At 41.5% G+C, this 17,138-nt stretch carries 16 protein-coding genes; 4 read left to right on the forward strand and 12 right to left on the reverse strand.

Features of this window, described 5'->3' with window-relative positions:
• Position 1: 1 nt before the first annotated feature.
• A complete protein-coding gene (gene mtaB / locus AB5443_RS05195; RefSeq protein ID WP_044656201.1) occupies positions 2 to 1,321 on the reverse strand; it encodes a tRNA (N(6)-L-threonylcarbamoyladenosine(37)-C(2))-methylthiotransferase MtaB in 1,320 nt (439 codons plus the stop codon).
• A gap of 111 nt (positions 1,322 to 1,432) precedes the next feature.
• Here mtaB and AB5443_RS05200 point away from each other — a divergent pair, with 111 nt between their 5' ends.
• Both AB5443_RS05200 and AB5443_RS05205 read left to right on the forward strand, forming a co-directional pair.
• Entirely contained in the window at positions 1,433 to 3,106 is a 1,674-nt protein-coding gene (locus AB5443_RS05200) for a long-chain fatty acid--CoA ligase (RefSeq protein WP_022136939.1), read from the forward strand.
• A 159-nt stretch (positions 3,107 to 3,265) separates the two neighbouring features.
• On the forward strand, positions 3,266 to 3,487 hold the full coding sequence (locus AB5443_RS05205; RefSeq protein WP_022136938.1) for a hypothetical protein: 222 nt from the start codon (positions 3,266 to 3,268) through the stop codon (positions 3,485 to 3,487).
• A 104-nt stretch (positions 3,488 to 3,591) separates the two neighbouring features.
• Here AB5443_RS05205 and AB5443_RS05210 read toward each other — a convergent pair whose 3' ends face one another.
• The 8 genes from AB5443_RS05210 to rpsF all read right to left on the reverse strand — a co-directional run bounded on the left by AB5443_RS05210 (position 3,592) and on the right by rpsF (position 11,169).
• Positions 3,592 to 4,509, reverse strand: coding sequence for a sugar phosphate isomerase/epimerase (locus AB5443_RS05210; protein ID WP_277134645.1), 918 nt, complete (start codon positions 4,507 to 4,509; stop codon positions 3,592 to 3,594).
• Positions 4,510 to 4,598: 89 nt separating this feature from the next.
• Positions 4,599 to 5,468, reverse strand: a complete 870-nt coding sequence (locus AB5443_RS05215; RefSeq protein ID WP_022136936.1) for a DUF1080 domain-containing protein — start codon at positions 5,466 to 5,468, stop codon at positions 4,599 to 4,601.
• Positions 5,469 to 5,502: 34 nt separating this feature from the next.
• Positions 5,503 to 6,990, reverse strand: coding sequence for a Gfo/Idh/MocA family oxidoreductase (locus AB5443_RS05220; protein ID WP_277134648.1), 1,488 nt, complete (start codon positions 6,988 to 6,990; stop codon positions 5,503 to 5,505).
• An 11-nt stretch (positions 6,991 to 7,001) separates the two neighbouring features.
• A complete protein-coding gene (locus tag AB5443_RS05225) occupies positions 7,002 to 8,114 on the reverse strand; it encodes a Gfo/Idh/MocA family protein (RefSeq protein ID WP_022136934.1) in 1,113 nt (370 codons plus the stop codon).
• A 233-nt stretch (positions 8,115 to 8,347) separates the two neighbouring features.
• A complete protein-coding gene (locus AB5443_RS05230) occupies positions 8,348 to 10,012 on the reverse strand; it encodes a DUF6377 domain-containing protein (RefSeq protein ID WP_277134650.1) in 1,665 nt (554 codons plus the stop codon).
• A 78-nt stretch (positions 10,013 to 10,090) separates the two neighbouring features.
• Positions 10,091 to 10,534, reverse strand: coding sequence for a 50S ribosomal protein L9 (gene rplI, locus AB5443_RS05235; RefSeq protein ID WP_044656007.1), 444 nt, complete (start codon positions 10,532 to 10,534; stop codon positions 10,091 to 10,093).
• A gap of 14 nt (positions 10,535 to 10,548) precedes the next feature.
• Positions 10,549 to 10,821 (reverse strand): 30S ribosomal protein S18, encoded by a 273-nt coding sequence (gene rpsR / locus AB5443_RS05240; protein WP_008759740.1) that lies wholly within the window; start codon positions 10,819 to 10,821, stop codon positions 10,549 to 10,551.
• 3 nt (positions 10,822 to 10,824) lie between these two features.
• Positions 10,825 to 11,169: a 30S ribosomal protein S6 gene (gene rpsF / locus AB5443_RS05245; protein WP_044656008.1), complete on the reverse strand. Its 345-nt coding sequence runs from the start codon at positions 11,167 to 11,169 to the stop codon at positions 10,825 to 10,827.
• 160 nt (positions 11,170 to 11,329) lie between these two features.
• Here rpsF and AB5443_RS05250 point away from each other — a divergent pair, with 160 nt between their 5' ends.
• Both AB5443_RS05250 and AB5443_RS05255 read left to right on the forward strand, forming a co-directional pair.
• Positions 11,330 to 11,776 (forward strand): MarR family winged helix-turn-helix transcriptional regulator, encoded by a 447-nt coding sequence (locus AB5443_RS05250; RefSeq protein ID WP_005678715.1) that lies wholly within the window; start codon positions 11,330 to 11,332, stop codon positions 11,774 to 11,776.
• 140 nt (positions 11,777 to 11,916) lie between these two features.
• Positions 11,917 to 12,093, forward strand: a complete 177-nt coding sequence (locus tag AB5443_RS05255) for a hypothetical protein (RefSeq protein WP_022140303.1) — start codon at positions 11,917 to 11,919, stop codon at positions 12,091 to 12,093.
• A gap of 78 nt (positions 12,094 to 12,171) precedes the next feature.
• Here the strand turns inward: AB5443_RS05255 and AB5443_RS05260 are convergent, their stop codons facing one another.
• From AB5443_RS05260 to AB5443_RS05270, 3 genes are all read right to left on the reverse strand, one after another.
• Positions 12,172 to 12,873: a response regulator transcription factor gene (locus AB5443_RS05260; RefSeq protein WP_024987200.1), complete on the reverse strand. Its 702-nt coding sequence runs from the start codon at positions 12,871 to 12,873 to the stop codon at positions 12,172 to 12,174.
• A 1-nt stretch (position 12,874) separates the two neighbouring features.
• Complete coding sequence (locus AB5443_RS05265; protein WP_044656166.1) at positions 12,875 to 14,431, reverse strand: sensor histidine kinase KdpD; 1,557 nt, start codon at positions 14,429 to 14,431, stop codon at positions 12,875 to 12,877.
• A 265-nt stretch (positions 14,432 to 14,696) separates the two neighbouring features.
• A complete protein-coding gene (locus tag AB5443_RS05270; RefSeq protein ID WP_044654686.1) occupies positions 14,697 to 16,853 on the reverse strand; it encodes a translation factor GTPase family protein in 2,157 nt (718 codons plus the stop codon).
• Between the last annotated feature and the right edge of the window lie 285 nt (positions 16,854 to 17,138).

Consider the following 17,138-nt stretch of genomic DNA (forward strand, 5'->3'; position numbering starts at 1 on the left):
CTTATATCAGAATTGTACCTTTTAAGGCTGTCTTATCTTCGTTAAATTCTCCCAAACGCACATTGATTACCTGATTGTCGAGCGAGTTGTCACTATCCACTTCCACACGGATATAGTTTTCCGTAAATCCATGCATCGGAGTGCCTGCTTTCGATTTCTCCATCAGTACCGGCATAGTCTGTCCGATATGGCGGGCATAAAACGCCTGCGTCTTTTCATCCGAAAGCGTCAACAGCCGTTGGCTGCGCTGATGCTTATCTTCAGGTGAAACGACATAGTCTATCTTGAGCGCCTGTGTTCCCGGACGTTCGGAGTAGCTGAACACGTGCAGTTGTGTCACGTCCAGTCCGGCAATGAACTGCCAGGCTTGCTCAAAATATTCTGCGGTCTCGCCACGGGTTCCCACAATCACATCCACGCCGATAAAGGCGTCCGGCATCACCTCTTTTATCTTCTTCACTTTCGAAGCAAAGAGAGCGGTATCATAGCGACGGCGCATTAATTTCAATACTTCGTCGCATCCCGATTGCAAAGGAACATGGAAATGAGGCATAAAGCGTTGGGAGCGAGATACGAATTCGATGATTTCATCCGTCAGCAAGTTGGGTTCAATAGAAGATATACGGTAACGTTCAATTCCTTCCACTTCATCCAGTGCTTTCACCAGGTCAAAGAAAGTTTCACCCGTTGTCTTGCCGAAATCTCCGATATTCACTCCGGTCAGGACGATTTCCTTTCCGCCTTCGGCAGCGGCACTCTTTGCCTGCTCCACCATAGAAGCAATAGTTCCGTTACGGCTTCGCCCGCGGGCAAAAGGAATGGTACAATACGAACAGAAGTAATCACACCCATCCTGCACTTTCAGGAAAAAGCGCGTACGGTCACCCCGTGAACACGAAGGAGAAAAGGAACGAATGTCTTTGGTTGCAGTAGTAACAGCTTCGCCTTTCTCATGTTTTTGCAAGTCGCCCAAATATTGGAGTAACTCGCCTTTCTGTTCGGCTCCCAGTACTACATCCACTCCGTCTATCTTTGCCACATCGCCGGGTTTCAACTGCGCATAACATCCGGTCACCACCACAAAAGCACCGGGATGCTGCTTCACCAACCGATGAATGGCCTGCCGGCATTTCTTATCCGCCATCTCAGTCACCGAGCAGGTATTCACCACACAGATATCCGCCTTCTCACCCTTACGGACAGTCCGCACACCTGCCTCACGCAGTATTTTACCAATAGTCGAAGTCTCTGAAAAATTTAATTTGCAGCCTAGTGTATAATAAACGGCTGTCTTATTTTGAAATACAGTGGTATCTATCATAAGCTGTTATAAACACATTAACTTTGCAAAGTTACACATTATTATTTAGTAAAACCCTTTTGGATACGAAAGTTTATTCCTATTTTTGCACAATTCACTAAAAAACGTGCAATGATTAAAGAGAATTTCATTAAACTATACGAAAATAGTTTTCGTGAGAATTGGGATTTACCTTGTTATACTGATTACGGAGAAAATACCCAATATACGTACGGACAAGTAGCTGAAGAAATCGCCCGTTTACACTTGTTATTCAAGCATTGTAGCCTTCGCAGAGGAGATAAGATATCAGTTATCGGCAAAAATAATGCGCATTGGTGCATCGCCTATATGGCAACTATCACCTATGGCGCAATCGTCGTACCTATTCTTCAGGACTTTACTCCCAATGATGTTCATCATATCGTCAATCATTCCGAATCTGTCTTCCTGTTCACAAGCGACAGTATTTGGGATAACCTGGAAGAAGAGAAATTGCAGGGACTAAGGGGCGTCTTCTCACTGACCGACTTCCGTTGCCTGTATCAGCGTGACGGAGAGACAATACAGAAGTTTCTGAAGAATACCGATAAAGAGATGCATTCCTGTTATCCGAAAGGATTTACCCGCGAAGATGTGCAGTACACTACCCTCTCCAACGATAAAGTAATGCTCCTGAACTATACTTCCGGTACTACCGGCTTCAGTAAAGGAGTCATGTTGACCGGCAACAACCTTGCCGGCAACGTCACTTTCGGCATTCGTACCGAATTGCTCAAAAAGGGAGATAAAGTACTTTCTTTCCTTCCGCTTGCCCATGCCTACGGTTGCGCATTCGACTTTCTGACGGCAACAGCCGTCGGCACGCATGTCACCCTGCTTGGAAAAACCCCTTCGCCCAAAATCATTATGAAGGCTTTTGAGGAAGTGAAACCAAACCTGATTATCACCGTACCGCTCGTGATCGAAAAGATATATAAGAATATCATCCAACCTCTTATCAATAAGAAAGGGATGAAATGGGCGCTTAATATTCCTTTGCTCGACACGCAGATTTATAACCAGATACGCAAACGGCTGATCGACGCACTGGGCGGTCGTTTCAAGGAAATTATCATCGGTGGTGCCGCCATGGATAAGGAAGTGGAAGAGTTTTTCTACAAAATCAAATTCCCTTTCACCATCGGTTACGGAATGACAGAATGCGGGCCGCTTATCAGTTATGCTCCGTGGAATGAATTTGTACTGGGTTCTTCGGGAAAGATACTGGATATTATGGAAGCCCGTATCTACAAGGAAAACCCGGAATCGGAAGTGGGAGAAATACAGGTACGCGGTGAGAACACAATGGTAGGGTATTACAAGAATCCGGAAGCCACACGGGAAGTATTCACCGAAGACGGCTGGCTGCGCACCGGCGACCTCGGAACAATGGATGCCAACGGCAATATTTTCATTCGCGGACGTCTCAAGACCATGATTTTGAGTTCAAGCGGACAAAATATCTTCCCGGAAGAATTGGAAACGAAGCTCAACAACCTGCCGTTCGTTCTTGAAAGCATCGTCATCGAACGCAACAAGAAGTTGGTAGCCCTTGTCTACGCGGATTACGAAGCACTGGATTCACTCGGACTGAACAACCCGGATAACCTGAAAACAATCATGGACGAGAATCTCAAGAATCTGAACGCGAATGTAGCTGCTTACGAAAAAATCAGCAAGATACAACTCTACCCCACGGAATTTGAAAAAACACCGAAAAGAAGCATCAAAAGATACCTATATAACAGTATAGCTATCGATTAATATGTTCTAAAACATAGGGAAAGAGCAAGAAAGGGGCCAGTTACCAAAAAATATATAAAAAAAGTTGGCTTTTCGAGAACAACATATTGAAAAAGTACATACCTTTGCAGCGTTTTAATAAAGCAATTGATTGTATTACGTTTTTAAAAAGCAAAGAAAATGAAAAAATTAGTTTTGATGGCAGTAGCTATCGTAGCAGTATCATTCGCATCATGTGGTAACAAAGCAGCTGACGCAGCAAAAGCAACTGCAGATTCTATCCGTATCGCTGACTCAATCGCAGCAGTAGAAGCAGCAGCTCTTGAAGCAGAACAAGCAGCAGCAGATACTACAACAACTGATAGCGTTGCAGTAGAAGTAACTGAAACTGTAGCTGAATAATTCAGTAACAGCCAGGAGAGAATTGAAAGTCTGACATGCATAAAGCATGCACAGACTTTTTTTTATGCTCTATTGTAAGCTGTTTATACTATATAGACTAGAAGTTATTTGGAATAGGAGCTTTTCACAAAAGGAGCGTCCAATAAGTAATCCAGGCTCACTTCCACACTCTCCTCTACCGGAATACTATATTTCTCGATTTCGGCTACAAGATAGTTTACACCTGCCGTCTTTGCATTATTAAAGATAGCATCGAAGCCTACCATTCCGCTCTGACCGATTTCCCTGTGGTCTTTGATATGGAATATCTTGAACCTGCCCGGATATTTATTAAAATAATCGACCGGACTGTTTTGTCCGCGAACCACCCAGTAAACATCCATCTGGAAGAAAACGTATTCGGGATTCGTATGTTCCAGCATATAGTCATACATCACGTTACCTTCCACTTTTTGAAATTCATGGGCATGATTATGGTAGCCGAACTGCAAGCCCTGTTGCTTACAACGTTTGCCTATTTCATTGTAATAAGTACAGTAAGTTTCCAGATCCTTCAGTGTTTTAGGAACATCCATCCAGGGAGCTACGATATATTTCATACCTGCTGCCTTATGGTCTGCAATACACTGATCCCACCATTCAAGTGACTTTGAATAATCACCGGAAGCCAGTTCTTCCTTCGACAATCCACGTGTACAATGCGAGGACAAGACTTTCATTCCAGTCGACTCGACATCTTTCTTGAATTGTTGAGGGGTTCTATTGTAGAATTTTCCATTATTATAATTGGCCGCTTCAACACCGGTATAACCCATTTTTGCCAATTTCTCGAGAATAGCAGTATAAGCCGGATCACATTTACCGTCCTTATTGTCCACCTTATTCAATATATCTCTAACAGAATAGAGCTGAATAGCTACTTCTTTCCTTGCCTTCTTAGCTTTTTTCTTCGTCTGTGCGGTCATCGTAACCGGAATCATAAGAAGAACAGCCAAGGCATATAAATAAATTCGGGTTCTCATATAATAGATATCAGGAGTTATAAAATATACAGCTTCCACAAGTAAACAAATCCTCATTTACCTGTGAAAGCTGTGGTTAGTTAGTGAAGTTAGTCTAAAATCTTCACGCGGATATTGCGGAACCAAACGTCATCACCGTGATCTTGCAATCCGATAAATCCTTCATGGTTTTCGCCACCGCAATTGTTCAGCAATTCAAATGCCAAAGGCCATTTGTCTTCGCTAAACTTGCTTGCCTGCAACATATCTGTCCACTGTTTTGTCCACAGGTGATATTCCAATACGTTTTCATCGTTTTGTCCGTGAACAACCGTGCCCTTATAAACCATAATCTTTGCCTTGTTCCATTCACCGAACGGTTTGGAGTTCTGAGGAACAGCCGGAATCATGTCATACAGAGAAGCCGACTGACGGTTGCCATCCTTACCCAATTTTGCATCCGGATGATTAGCATTATCCAACACCTGATATTCGGGCGCGGAAATATAAATAGGCTCAAGCACATCATTACCATCCTTATCTTTCGATGTAACTTCCTGAGCTAAATAGAAGATACCGGAGTTGCCACCTTTAGAAACTTTCCACTCCATCTCCAGTTCGAAGTTTTTAAACTTGTGAGCAAAAATCAGGTCGCCGCCGTCACCGTCCTGCGCTTCACCGCCACCGGTTCCGTTGAATTTGATGCAACCATCTTCGATTGTCCACTTGGTAGGAACACGATCCTTACCATAACCACGCCATCCGTTAAACGTTTCACCGTCAAAGATAGTGATGTAACCATCCTTATCGACAGGTAAATTCAAGCTGTCTGCTTCCACTGCTTTCAATGATTTAGAATAAGACAATGCAACCTTGTCTGATGTCTGCCCGTCTTGAGCATTTCCGGCTTTCTGACCGCCACAAGAAGTGAAAACTCCCGCAACCAGGCAACAAGCCAAAGGATAAAATACTTTTTTCATGATATTATTCTGTTATTTGATTAAGTTATTCTTCTTATCTCGGCATATCAGGCAGTCTCCAGCCTTCACGATAGTTGTGTTTCACCAGTTCGGCTGCGAATTGCTTCGCATTCACCGGCTCTGTCCAAGTCTTGTCGAAAGTAGGATGACCGTCATGAATCTTGAAGCCATCTTTTATACAAGTCCGGATAGTCTCATTATCACCGATGTTGGTAAAACACATATTAGCACCGTCCCATTCCAAAGTCTTGTTCAAAGCTTGCAGACGGATAGCCAGTACTCCCATCACTACCATTTCATTCATCGGTCCTGCTTCGGAGAAGTCAGATTTAGTCATGACACGACTTGACTTGTCTTCTTTACAAGCACGTACCCAGTCCATTTCGTGACCGCCATTCATTGCATTAGGCACACGACGGCAAACTTTCGGAGCATTAGGCGTACGACCGGAAAGCAGCCAAGGATTCTGTCCATAACATCCGCAAATCAAAGTATCTTTCGTTCCGTGGAAAATAGTCAGACCACCCCCACTCTGCATCAGTTGTTTACCTTGTGGGAATCCTTTCGGACGTTCGGGCATCATACCGCCATCATACCAATGGATTTCAACTTCCGGCAACGCCACTTTCGGCATATTGTCACGGGCAGGGAAAATCATTTTCACATGCTGCGCCTGCGGAGCACAAGCACTCAGCAACAAAGTAGAAGAACCTTCCACCTTAGTAGGATAACCCAGTTTCAAAGCTCTGAACGGTTGATGCAGGATATGACAAGCCATATCACCCAATGCGCCCGTTCCATAATCCCACCATCCACGCCAGTTCCAAGGATGATAAATTTCATTATACGGATTCAACTTAGCCGGGCCGGTAAACAAGTCCCAGTTCAATGTACTGGGGATACGGTCTGCCTTTTCAGGAGCATTCAGTCCTTGCGGCCAGATAGGACGGTCAGTAGCACATTCCACCTTAGTCACTTCACCGATTTCGCCATTCCATATCCATTCGCAAACCAAATCCGTACCTTCATCGGATGCCCCCTGATTACCCATCTGAGTGACAACACCGGTCGAAGCAGCCAACTTAGTCAACAAACGGGACTCATAAACAGAGTGAGTCAACGGTTTCTGACAGAATACGTGCTTGCCCATTGTCATCGCATCAGCAGTAATAATAGCATGAGTATGGTCGGCAGTAGCAATAATTACCCCATCGATAGATTTACCCATTTCATCGTACATCTTCCGATAGTCCCAATATTTCTTTGCTTTCGGAAATTCGTCGAACACACCTTTTGCATATCTCCAGTCCACATCGCAAAGAGCCACAATGTTTTCAGTGCCCTTCACCTTATTAATATTGGCATGTCCCATGCCGCCAATACCCACGGCTGCAAGATTCAATTTATCACTGGGAGCCACATGACCGTGACTCATTCCTAAAATAGAACTCGGAGCAATGGTAATGCCTGCCAAAGCCATAGCGCCCGTTTTGAGAAAGTCTCTCCTCGAAATGTCTGACATAATTAGTTATTTTAAGGGTTCGTTATTTGTGGAAGATTACTGTGTAGCAACCCATATCCATTTTTCATATTTCTTCTTCTTTCGCGAATTTGTTCCAGCGTACGGAGATTACCGATAGCCGGCAGATCATGCGTACGTGTATCTTTCAGGAATGTCCATGCATATTCGGACGCAATGGCCGAATCACGCAATAGCGGTAGGCGGGGACTACGTTGTCCGGTCACTACCGAATCAGCAAACAAGTCACATAATACGTCGATATTCTTGCCACCAAAAGGTTTCTCCACCCGAAGTGTCTGATTCACCCCATGCAGATCGACCACAGCAGTATTGAAGTCGTGCGTCATGCGCACCACCCCTTTCGTTCCGATTATATCTACGTATGAATTATGTGTCTGGTCTTTAGATAATTGTCCATAAACAAAGCCTTGGGTTATATCAAAGACTACGCCATTCTGAAAAGTACCGTGGCATTGCACCCACCAGGGATCTTTATAATTCCACATATTCACTCCCTGCGCATTCCATGTCCGGTAATCGCATCCGGCATACCAACGGGCAATGTCTACATAGTGCATTCCACAATCATGGAAAGCCGGCCCTTCATATTCATGACCTTCACCCGGCGCCAGTCCGGGAGTCATATGGCAGATACGGATGATTGCCAACTCCCCTATTTCTCCCTCTTGGATATATTCCTTCATCAGATTATGATACCAGGAATTGCGCAGATACAAGTTCACGGTAGAAATAAGATTTGAGTTTTCCGTCATTTCCACAACCTTCCACTCATTCTCCATTGTATCTGCAACAGGTTTTTCTGAAATGATATGTTTTCCGTAGCGAATAGCCTTTTCTATTTGTCCCATCCGTGAGTCCGCCAAAGTGAAAAGTCCGACAACTTGCACACTTTCATCCTCAAAAATACATTGATTGTCTTCTACTATAAGAGATTCCGGAGATACTTCCTTAGCCAACTGACGTGATTCCGGATTAGTATCGCAAATATAAGCAATATCCCATCGCCCACTTTTCCGCATCGCTTCCCAATAGAATCTTCCCATTCTACCGAAACCGATGATACCGACCTTAACTTTTGTGTCTACTGAAGATTGCGTGTCCATAAAACATAGTGAATTTAAGTACAAAAAATCAATAGGTTATCAATTCCCGCCATCCGGCAGATAAACCGAAAACCGATACTGCAAAACTAGCCAAATAAACAACGTTTTATTCGGCTTAGATAACTTTATGTAGATAAAAAATAAGGTTAAATATCTATTATATAGACATTTAACCTTTCAAGAAGGTCTAAAAAATGTAGATGATTTGGAATCTTTTTTCTTTATAACAACAATTATTTCTCTTGGGTTGAATTTATTTTCATAATTTCATTCTCAAATTCATCCCTGTCGACTGCCGCCTTATTTCTCATTCGTGTGCGATAGTTATAAACCGTACTTGTAGAGCACCGGAGAAAGTTAGCAATCTTACCACTGTCCGTAATTCCCAATCGCAACAAAGCATAAATACGAAGTTCTCTATTCAACAATGCATCCGGTTTCAGAACAATTTGCTCACCATCTTTCAATAAAGCATTAAAATCTGCAACAAAAGTTGGATATAACCCTAAAAAGACTTTATCAAAACGAGCATACAAAGCGGTTAGTTCCTCATCAATAAGTGCAGAAGACTTCAATTTCTTAATCAATTCATCATAGTATTTATTAATCGCGTACTTATACAGCACATTCTGATATTTCTCCATCTTACTGATATAGCTAAAACACACATCGAAAAATTCAGCAATATAATGTTCTTTCACATTACTAATCTCATACAACTGATTATTCGTATCATTCAGTTGATTATTAATATTGTTCAGCTTGTCATTCAGCCTTAGAAGTTCCTGATTACTTTGCGCCAATGCCCACTTTATCCTCAATATCTTCTTCATCTGAATATAGATACATATCACCAATAAGACTAAAAGAAACAGAATAATACTCGTAGAAATAAGAAAGATGGTCAGATTTGACCTGGATCTAGCCTGCTCTGTCTGATAAGCAGTATTAATGATAGAATTAAACTTATAAATTTCAATTGCCCTGAAATGAATCCCCGAAGAAATGACATCATCAATAGCAGACTGGGTAAATTTAAAAGCATCTGCCAACTTTTTCTCTTCATAGTGTATCAATGCGAGGTTCTGTAAAGAAGCATTCTCTCTCGTGGCATTACGCGTATCGGCAATAGCCGATAATATCAAATATTTCTTTTCCTCGTCATATTTCTTTTGATGTCTGCACAACCTGGAGTACGAATGAGTAATCATAGCATAATTAGGCGTTCCCACCTCTTCAATCTCCAACAGTTCCTTAAAAATTTCTTTCGATCTCAAAGTATCGCGCCATATATAATAAGACGCTCGGGACATTTTATAACTTAAAGAGGTATGATCGATGAGAGCAATCAGTGAATCCTGATAAGCAGCCTGCTGTTGTCCGTAAATATTGTTAGCAACTGAGATAGAATAATGTCCCCAAAAACTTGAATAAGTTTCATAATAAGCAATCAACAAATCTTTAGGTAATGTGGAAGAGTCTATACCTTTTAATATTATTTCCGCCTCCCTGAATCTGCCACACATTGAATATAGAAGGCTCAAATGCAAAGACGACTGAGTCGTCAAATAAGATTTATTCAGTTTACGGGAGATTTCAATATTATCTTCCACATAATGAATGGCGGAATCGATATGAAACTTCTTATATTCGTCGTATAAACGGAGGTTGATTCTATATTTTCCTTCAAGCGTCAAACCGGAACTTTTCAACATACACTTTATCCTGTTGATTCTGTCCTCTTTCTTCTGAACAAAAATGTGTTTTTCATCTATCACCCTACGCAAAGAGTCGGTCAGTAGTTTCAATTCATTGTTTGCATAAAGAGTACCGCCAATTCCTAAAGTAATCAGCAGAAGCCAAAATCTCTTCTTCAGAAAACAACCTTTGAGTTTCATAATATTAACAAAAAAAACAAAAAAGCGATTTATTCATTCAGAACAAATCGCTTTTCATATATTGAAGTAAATTTGCTCTTATTCAGCAACTACCTCGAAAGGAATTTCTACCGAAACTTCCTTGTGAAGTTTAACTATCGCCTTGTAGTTACCAACTTCTTTCACAGCGTCTTTTACAACGATGATCTTTCTGTCGATTTCGTGACCCAGCTTAGCCAATGCTTCAGCGATCTGAATGTTACCAACAGAACCGAAGATAGTACCAGTTGAGCTAACTTTAGTTGCAATAGTCAAAGTTACGCCTTCCAACTTAGCAGCAGCAGCTTCAGCATCTTTCTTGATTTTCTCAAGTTTGTGAGCGCGTTGTTTCAGTTCTTCAGCCAACATTTTCTTTGCAGAAGGAGAAGCGATGACAGCTTTTCCAGTCGGGATCAGATAATTACGACCGTATCCGGATTTCACGTTTACGATATCGTTCTTATATCCTAAGTTTACTACGTCTTCTTTTAAAATAATTTCCATACTTTTCCTCCTTCTTATTTCATCATGTCAGTTACATAAGGCAGTAATGCCAAGTGACGAGCTCTCTTCACAGCCTGCGCGATACGACGTTGGAACTTCAAAGAAGTACCTGTGATACGACGCGGAAGGATCTTTCCTTGTTCATTCAAGAATTTCTTCAAGAATTCAGGATCTTTGTAGTCGATGTAACGAATACCGCTCTTTTTGAAACGGCAATATTTTTTCTTCTTAACGTCTACTGACGGCGGAGTTAAATATCTGATTTCTGATTGAGTCTGTTGTGCCATGATTTAATCCTCCTTTTTGTTTGATTTAACACTTCTTCTTTTTGCAGCGTATTCAGCAGCATACTTATCCATCTTGAAAGTCAAGAAACGGATTACGCGTTCATCACGACGGAAGTTTATTTCCAGCTTGTCAATTACAGTAGGATCTGCATTGAACTCAATCAACTGATAAAAACCTGTAGACTTCTTCTGAATTGGATAAGCCAATTTCTTCAGTCCCCAGTTTTCCTCATTGATAATCTCAGCACCTTCAGCTTGAAGAATACCTTTGAATTTCTCTACCGCTTCCTTCATCTGAACATCAGATAAAACGGGAGTTAAAATGAAAACGGTTTCGTATTGATTCATACTTCGTTTAATTAAATAAATAAATCTTTGATTTTTAAATGCGGGTGCAAAGTTAGACAATTTATTTTGAACTACAAACATTTAATCTTTTTTTGTATCCGAATGTAGGAATTATCCGAGAAGTGGCTTACCTTTGCAAAGTTGTTTAAACAATAATTTCATGATAGAGCAATTCAACTTCGACATCCGGCTTATTTTTGCCATATTGAATGGTAAGGTTTCTGCGGCAATCAACCGTAAACTGTACCGTAACTTCCGTCAGAACGGTCTGGAAATCAGTCCGGAGCAGTGGACTGTACTTATTTTCCTGTGGGAAAAAGACGGCGTGACGCAACAAGAGTTGTGTAATGCAACTTTTAAGGACAAACCCAGCATGACCCGTTTGATTGACAATATGGAACGGCAACATCTCGTTGTACGCATCTCTGATAAAAAAGACCGCCGCACCAACCTTATCCACCTCACCAAAGACGGGAAAGAGCTGGAAGAAAAAGCACGTATCATCGCCGGGCAGACTTTGAAGGAAGCACTTCATGGCATTACGCTTGAAGAACTAAGCATCGGACAGGAAGTATTGAAAAAGGTTTTCTTCAACACGAAGGATTAAGCAGAGAAACAGCCCGTTAAATCATAAAATCCACTAAATACCATCTTTATAATGGATTTTTTATTTAAATAATTTCGCCCGTTAAAGAATTATGCTTTAATTTGTGACTGGAATATAATAATCTATTAAAATACACACACATGAAAAGTTTATTAAAGAACTTGGGATTGATTTTAATCTTGGTCGGAGTAGTTATCCTGCTGGGTTGTTCATTTACAGGTAATGTAAACAACAACGCCATCCTGGGTACCTCAGTAGTACTGGTAGTACTGGGACTCATCTCTTATATCATTATCAATAAGAAGATCGCTGATTAATTTCGTAGAAATCAATAAAAAATCCCGGAAACGAATGTTTCCGGGATTTTTTATTTGTAGTTATCGAATGTAATCTCATTAAGATTCAACTTCCGGTGTAATCAGCTTATAGCCTTTTCCGTGGATGTTAATAATTTCGATAGAGTCATCTTCTTTCAGGTGCTTACGCAGTTTCGTGATATACACGTCCATACTGCGGGCATTGAAATAGTTATCGTCAATCCAGATAGTCTTCAACGCAAAGTCACGTTGCAGGATCTCGTTAGCGTGAGCACAAAGCAATCCGAGCAATTCAGATTCTTTTGTAGTCAGCTTAGTCTGTTTGCCTTCCGAAGCCAGAATTTGTTTTTGGGTATCGAAAGTAAACTTACCAATCTTATAGATATTACTTTCTTTGTTCTTCTTTCCGCGAACACGTCTCAGGATCGCTTCAATTCTGAATGTCAACTCTTCCATGCTGAACGGTTTGGTGATATAATCATCCGCACCAATCTTAAATCCTTCCAGGATATCTTCTTTCAGCGTCTTAGCTGTCAGGAAGATAATAGGAATTTCAGCATTCGCTGCACGGACATCCTGTGCCAGTGTGAAGCCATCTTTCTTAGGCATCATTACGTCAAACACGCACAAGTCATATTTATTCTTCAAGAAAGCCTTATAACCGGCTTCGCCATCAGGAAATAACTCAGCAGAATAACCTTTTGCCTGTAAATATTCTCTTAAAAGCATGCCAAGATTTTCGTCATCCTCGCATAATAAAATACGCAGTTTCTCGTCCATATCAATTATTTTTTAATAAAGGTAATGCAATAATAAATTTAGTTCCTACGTTCAGGTCGCTTTCCGCCCGGATGGTTCCCTTATGCTCGACGATAATCTTCTTCACATAAGCCAATCCCAGTCCAAAGCCCTTCACATCGTGCAGATTACCCGTATGCACACGATAGAACTTTTCAAATATCTTTTTCAGGTTTTCCTTCTTGATGCCGATACCGTTATCCTGTATCGAAATCATCAGCTTACCCGATTCATTCCACGTTCTCACTTTCAGTTCCAGATCCTCTTCCGGTTTCTTATATTTCACCGCGTTGTCCATCAGATTAAAGATTACATTGGTGATATGCATCTCATCTGCAAATATAACAGGATCAGTGGCCTCAAGGTTCGATGTTATCTTACCATTATACCGTTCCACTTTCAGGGTAAATGTATTGATAACTCCCGTTATCAGTTCATTCGCATCAATCTCCTTCATCTTCAAAGTCGACTTCTGACGGTCGAACATCGACATTTGGAGTACTTTCTCTACCTGGAAGCGCAAGCGCTTGGTCTCATCATTTATCACTCCCGATATATGCTGGAACATCTGCGGAGATTTTCCCACCGCGGGGTCTTTCAGCATCTGTGCCGCCAACGAAATGGTGGATATCGGTGTTTTAAATTCGTGTGTCATATTGTTGATGAAGTCATTCTTCATTTCCGTCAACTTCTTCTGACGGAATACGATATAAATCGTAAAGATGAATGTCACTAACAGTACCATCGTAAATATCAACGACGGAATCATGAAGCTGATCGAATCAAAAAGATAGTCTCTTCTTCCCGGAAAATGCACTTTCAGTACACTCATCTTGGCAGGTGGATCGTTCTTGAACAATGCCTGCTGATAGAACTCATCACTTCCCTTTCCGTCATAATCCGCACAACGGTAGACTTCCCGTCCATCCTTATCAATCACCATAAAGTGAAAAGGTAAGTCTATACCATTATTATATAGGTTCGATTTCAGATAACCGTTCAAATCTCCAAACCTTACCCTGTCTCCAATAGACTTGTCACTTGCCCGATAAATCATCTGCCAAACCACTTCATTCAGCAATTCACGCTGATACATATATCGGTTTTTGATAGCCTCTATCAACGAACGCGAGGTTTCCGGAATCGTTTTGGTTCCCCTGTAAGGAGAAATCATCGCTTTCGGAAGTTCGGATGGTTTGGTAGTCATTACTTTTAATTCAAAATCCGTATATACCTTTCCATCTTTAGACTTCATCGTAAACCGCTGCGTCTGCTGAACTAAATCATTCTGCTGCAATGAAGCGTTGTTTTCAATCAAAGCTTTCCGTTCAGCATCAGAAACATCTTCTATTAACCAACGTTGCGTTTCTGCATATTCCACATCCTTAGAAACTTGATCCAGGCTATTGCGTACAGCCGAATCAAACTGTTCCTTCCGGGTTTTCATCATTTCCTCTATATAACTGACCTGTAAATACAGCAGACTGAGGAAAGAAAGCCCCATTACAATACCTAATATCCAAATTGTTGACTTCTTCATAGCAACAAAATTAACACTCCCTAATTAACACTCCTAATGCATTAACTTGATTTAACCGGAACTTCCCGGAAATTAACCGAAAGGAGTTATTAAGGTCGTATTCTGATTACTACAACAATATAAACCCTCCTTTGGTTTGCAAATTTAATAAAAAATTAAATCTTCTCCTTGCGTTTTTCCATCTTTATTAATCATAGTTAAACAAAAACCGCCTTCTTTTACTTAAAAAAGAAAGCGGTTTTAACACTATTAAGAGGATTATGAACTATTCTTCGGTTTGTTTAGCCTCGAAATCTTTAATTAACTTATCTTGGACATCTGCCGGAACAAGCTCATAGCTAGAGAATTTCATGATAAACGAAGCACGTCCGCCTGTGAGCGAGCTAAGTGCCGTCGAGTAAGAAGACATTTCTTTCAAAGGTACTTTAGCAACCAGTTTCTCGAAACCTTTTTCGCTACTCATACCCATAATCATGGCACGACGTCCTTGAAGGTCACCCATCACATCTCCCATTCTATCGGATGGCACAAACACTTCAACATCATAAATCGGCTCCAGAATCTTCGGGCCTGCATTCTTGAACGCTTCACTGAAAGCGTTACGTCCGGCAAGCATGAAGGAGATTTCATTAGAATCTACCGGGTGCATCTTACCATCGTAAACGATCACGCGTACATCACGGGCATACGAACCTGTCAATGGGCCCTGTTCCATACGAGCCATGATACCTTTCATAATAGCAGGTAAGAAACGGGCATCAATAGAACCACCCACGATACTGTTGACAAACACGAGTTTTCCACCCCATTCCAGTGGAATTTCTTCCGTACCTCTCACGGTAATCTTAAATTCCTGTCCGTTGAACTTGTAAGTTTCGGGCACAGGCATACCTTCTTTATAAGGCTCCACAATCAGATGAACCTCACCGAACTGACCGGCACCGCCGGATTGTTTTTTATGACGATAGTCTGCACGAGACGCCTTCGTGATTGTTTCACGATACGGAATCTTCGGTTCTTCGTATTTTATCTGGAGTTTTTCATTGTTTTCCAGACGCCATTTCAATGTACGAAGATGGAATTCTCCCTGGCCGTGCACCAAAGTCTGTTTCAGCTCCTTTGACTGCTCGATTACCCATGTCGGATCTTCTTCACGCATACGGTTCAAGATGGTCATCATCTTTTCCACGTCTGATTCGTTCACAGGCTTGATGGCACGCGTATATTTGGAATTCGGATATTTGATAAAGTTGAATTTATAATCGCAATCCTTGCCATTCAGTGTATTACCTGTTTTTACATCTTTCAGTTTCACGGCAGCGCCAATATCACCGGCCTGCAATTCTTCCACTTTCACACGATTGCCACCGGCTACCACATAAATCTGCGCAATACGTTCTTTCGAACCACGGTCGGCATTCAGCAAATCGTCGCCTTCATGAACTTTACCGCTCATTACTTTAAAATAAGATACTTCACCGATATGCGGTTCCACGCTTGTCTTGAAGAAATAAAGGGATTCCGGCCCGTTCACGTCCGGCGCTACTTCCTTACCATCTGTATTCTGCACCTTCGGCATTTCTGATACAAAAGGTACAACATTACCCAAGAATTCCATCAAGCGGCGAACACCCATGTCCTTACCGCCACAAACGCAGAATACCGGAAACATACCTCTGGCAATCAAACCTTTGCGGATGCCTTCACGCATTTCGTCTTCCGAAAGTGATTCCTGTTCGAAGAATTTCTCCATCAGGCCTTCATCATTTTCAGCAGCGGCTTCTATCAAGGCTTTGTGCATTTCCATCGCCTTATCCATTTCTTCAGCAGGAATATCCTCGATTACGGGAGCACCGCCTTCGGGTTTCCATGAATATTTCTTCATCAGCAACACGTCAATCAGAGCGTTGAAGCCTGGCCCGGTACTGATAGGATATTGGATGGGAACAACTTTAGAGCCATAAGCTTCTTTTAATTGCTCAAGGATATTATCATAGTCGCATTTTTCATTATCAAGCTGGTTGACTAGAAAAATAACTGGCTTATTCAATTTTTCTGTATATCGGAAATGATTTTGTGTACCGACTTCGACGCCGTATTGGCCATTGAGAAGGATAATTGCAGTGTCGGTCACGTTTAATGCAGTTACTGTACTGCCTACGAAGTCGTCCGAACCCGGACAGTCAATGATATTAAGCTTTTTATTGTTCCATTCTACATGGAGAACGGTGGAGAAAACGGAGTAACCATACTCTTGTTCAACAGGGAAATAATCACTAACAGTGTTTTTAGCGGCAACAGAACCGCGACGTTTTATAACACCACTCTCGAAAAGCATCGCTTCCACGAGAGTGGTTTTCCCAGAGCCAGAACTTCCCAACAAGGCAATGTTCTTGATTTCATTAGTCTGATATACTTTCATAATATATAAGATTTTAGTAATTACTCAGTATGTTTCTCACATACCATTAATTTTGTGATGCGCAAATTAGGGATTAATTGGGGGAAAAGCAACACTTACGGTAGTGTTACTAAACAATGTTATGTAACACATCTTTATCGTGAACCTTTTTACTTAAGTATAAATTGAATTCTAACGCTATTCAGTTATTTTCAATAGCCGTATTTATTTCGCTGCGGAAACGAATGAAGCGGTGCGCACTCAAATAATTTTCAGGCTGCATGAACAGGTTGCCTGACACCCGGG

The organism is Bacteroides sp. RTP21281st1_H5_RTP21281_210402 (genome assembly GCF_040918965.1).
Lineage (GTDB): Bacteria > Bacteroidota > Bacteroidia > Bacteroidales > Bacteroidaceae > Bacteroides > Bacteroides congonensis.

What these genes read in the sequence shown, in the direction of transcription:
- mtaB (WP_044656201.1), bottom strand. Translation starts at nt 1,321, where the DNA reads ATGATAGATACCACTGTATTTCAAAATAAGACAGCCGTTTATTATACA.
- AB5443_RS05200 (WP_022136939.1), top strand. Translation starts at nt 1,433, where the DNA reads ATGATTAAAGAGAATTTCATTAAACTATACGAAAATAGTTTTCGTGAG.
- AB5443_RS05205 (WP_022136938.1), top strand. Translation starts at nt 3,266, where the DNA reads ATGAAAAAATTAGTTTTGATGGCAGTAGCTATCGTAGCAGTATCATTC.
- AB5443_RS05210 (WP_277134645.1), bottom strand. Translation starts at nt 4,509, where the DNA reads ATGAGAACCCGAATTTATTTATATGCCTTGGCTGTTCTTCTTATGATT.
- AB5443_RS05215 (WP_022136936.1), bottom strand. Translation starts at nt 5,468, where the DNA reads ATGAAAAAAGTATTTTATCCTTTGGCTTGTTGCCTGGTTGCGGGAGTT.
- AB5443_RS05220 (WP_277134648.1), bottom strand. Translation starts at nt 6,990, where the DNA reads ATGTCAGACATTTCGAGGAGAGACTTTCTCAAAACGGGCGCTATGGCT.
- AB5443_RS05225 (WP_022136934.1), bottom strand. Translation starts at nt 8,114, where the DNA reads ATGGACACGCAATCTTCAGTAGACACAAAAGTTAAGGTCGGTATCATC.
- AB5443_RS05230 (WP_277134650.1), bottom strand. Translation starts at nt 10,012, where the DNA reads ATGAAACTCAAAGGTTGTTTTCTGAAGAAGAGATTTTGGCTTCTGCTG.
- rplI (WP_044656007.1), bottom strand. Translation starts at nt 10,534, where the DNA reads ATGGAAATTATTTTAAAAGAAGACGTAGTAAACTTAGGATATAAGAAC.
- rpsR (WP_008759740.1), bottom strand. Translation starts at nt 10,821, where the DNA reads ATGGCACAACAGACTCAATCAGAAATCAGATATTTAACTCCGCCGTCA.
- rpsF (WP_044656008.1), bottom strand. Translation starts at nt 11,169, where the DNA reads ATGAATCAATACGAAACCGTTTTCATTTTAACTCCCGTTTTATCTGAT.
- AB5443_RS05250 (WP_005678715.1), top strand. Translation starts at nt 11,330, where the DNA reads ATGATAGAGCAATTCAACTTCGACATCCGGCTTATTTTTGCCATATTG.
- AB5443_RS05255 (WP_022140303.1), top strand. Translation starts at nt 11,917, where the DNA reads ATGAAAAGTTTATTAAAGAACTTGGGATTGATTTTAATCTTGGTCGGA.
- AB5443_RS05260 (WP_024987200.1), bottom strand. Translation starts at nt 12,873, where the DNA reads ATGGACGAGAAACTGCGTATTTTATTATGCGAGGATGACGAAAATCTT.
- AB5443_RS05265 (WP_044656166.1), bottom strand. Translation starts at nt 14,431, where the DNA reads ATGAAGAAGTCAACAATTTGGATATTAGGTATTGTAATGGGGCTTTCT.
- AB5443_RS05270 (WP_044654686.1), bottom strand. Translation starts at nt 16,853, where the DNA reads ATGAAAGTATATCAGACTAATGAAATCAAGAACATTGCCTTGTTGGGA.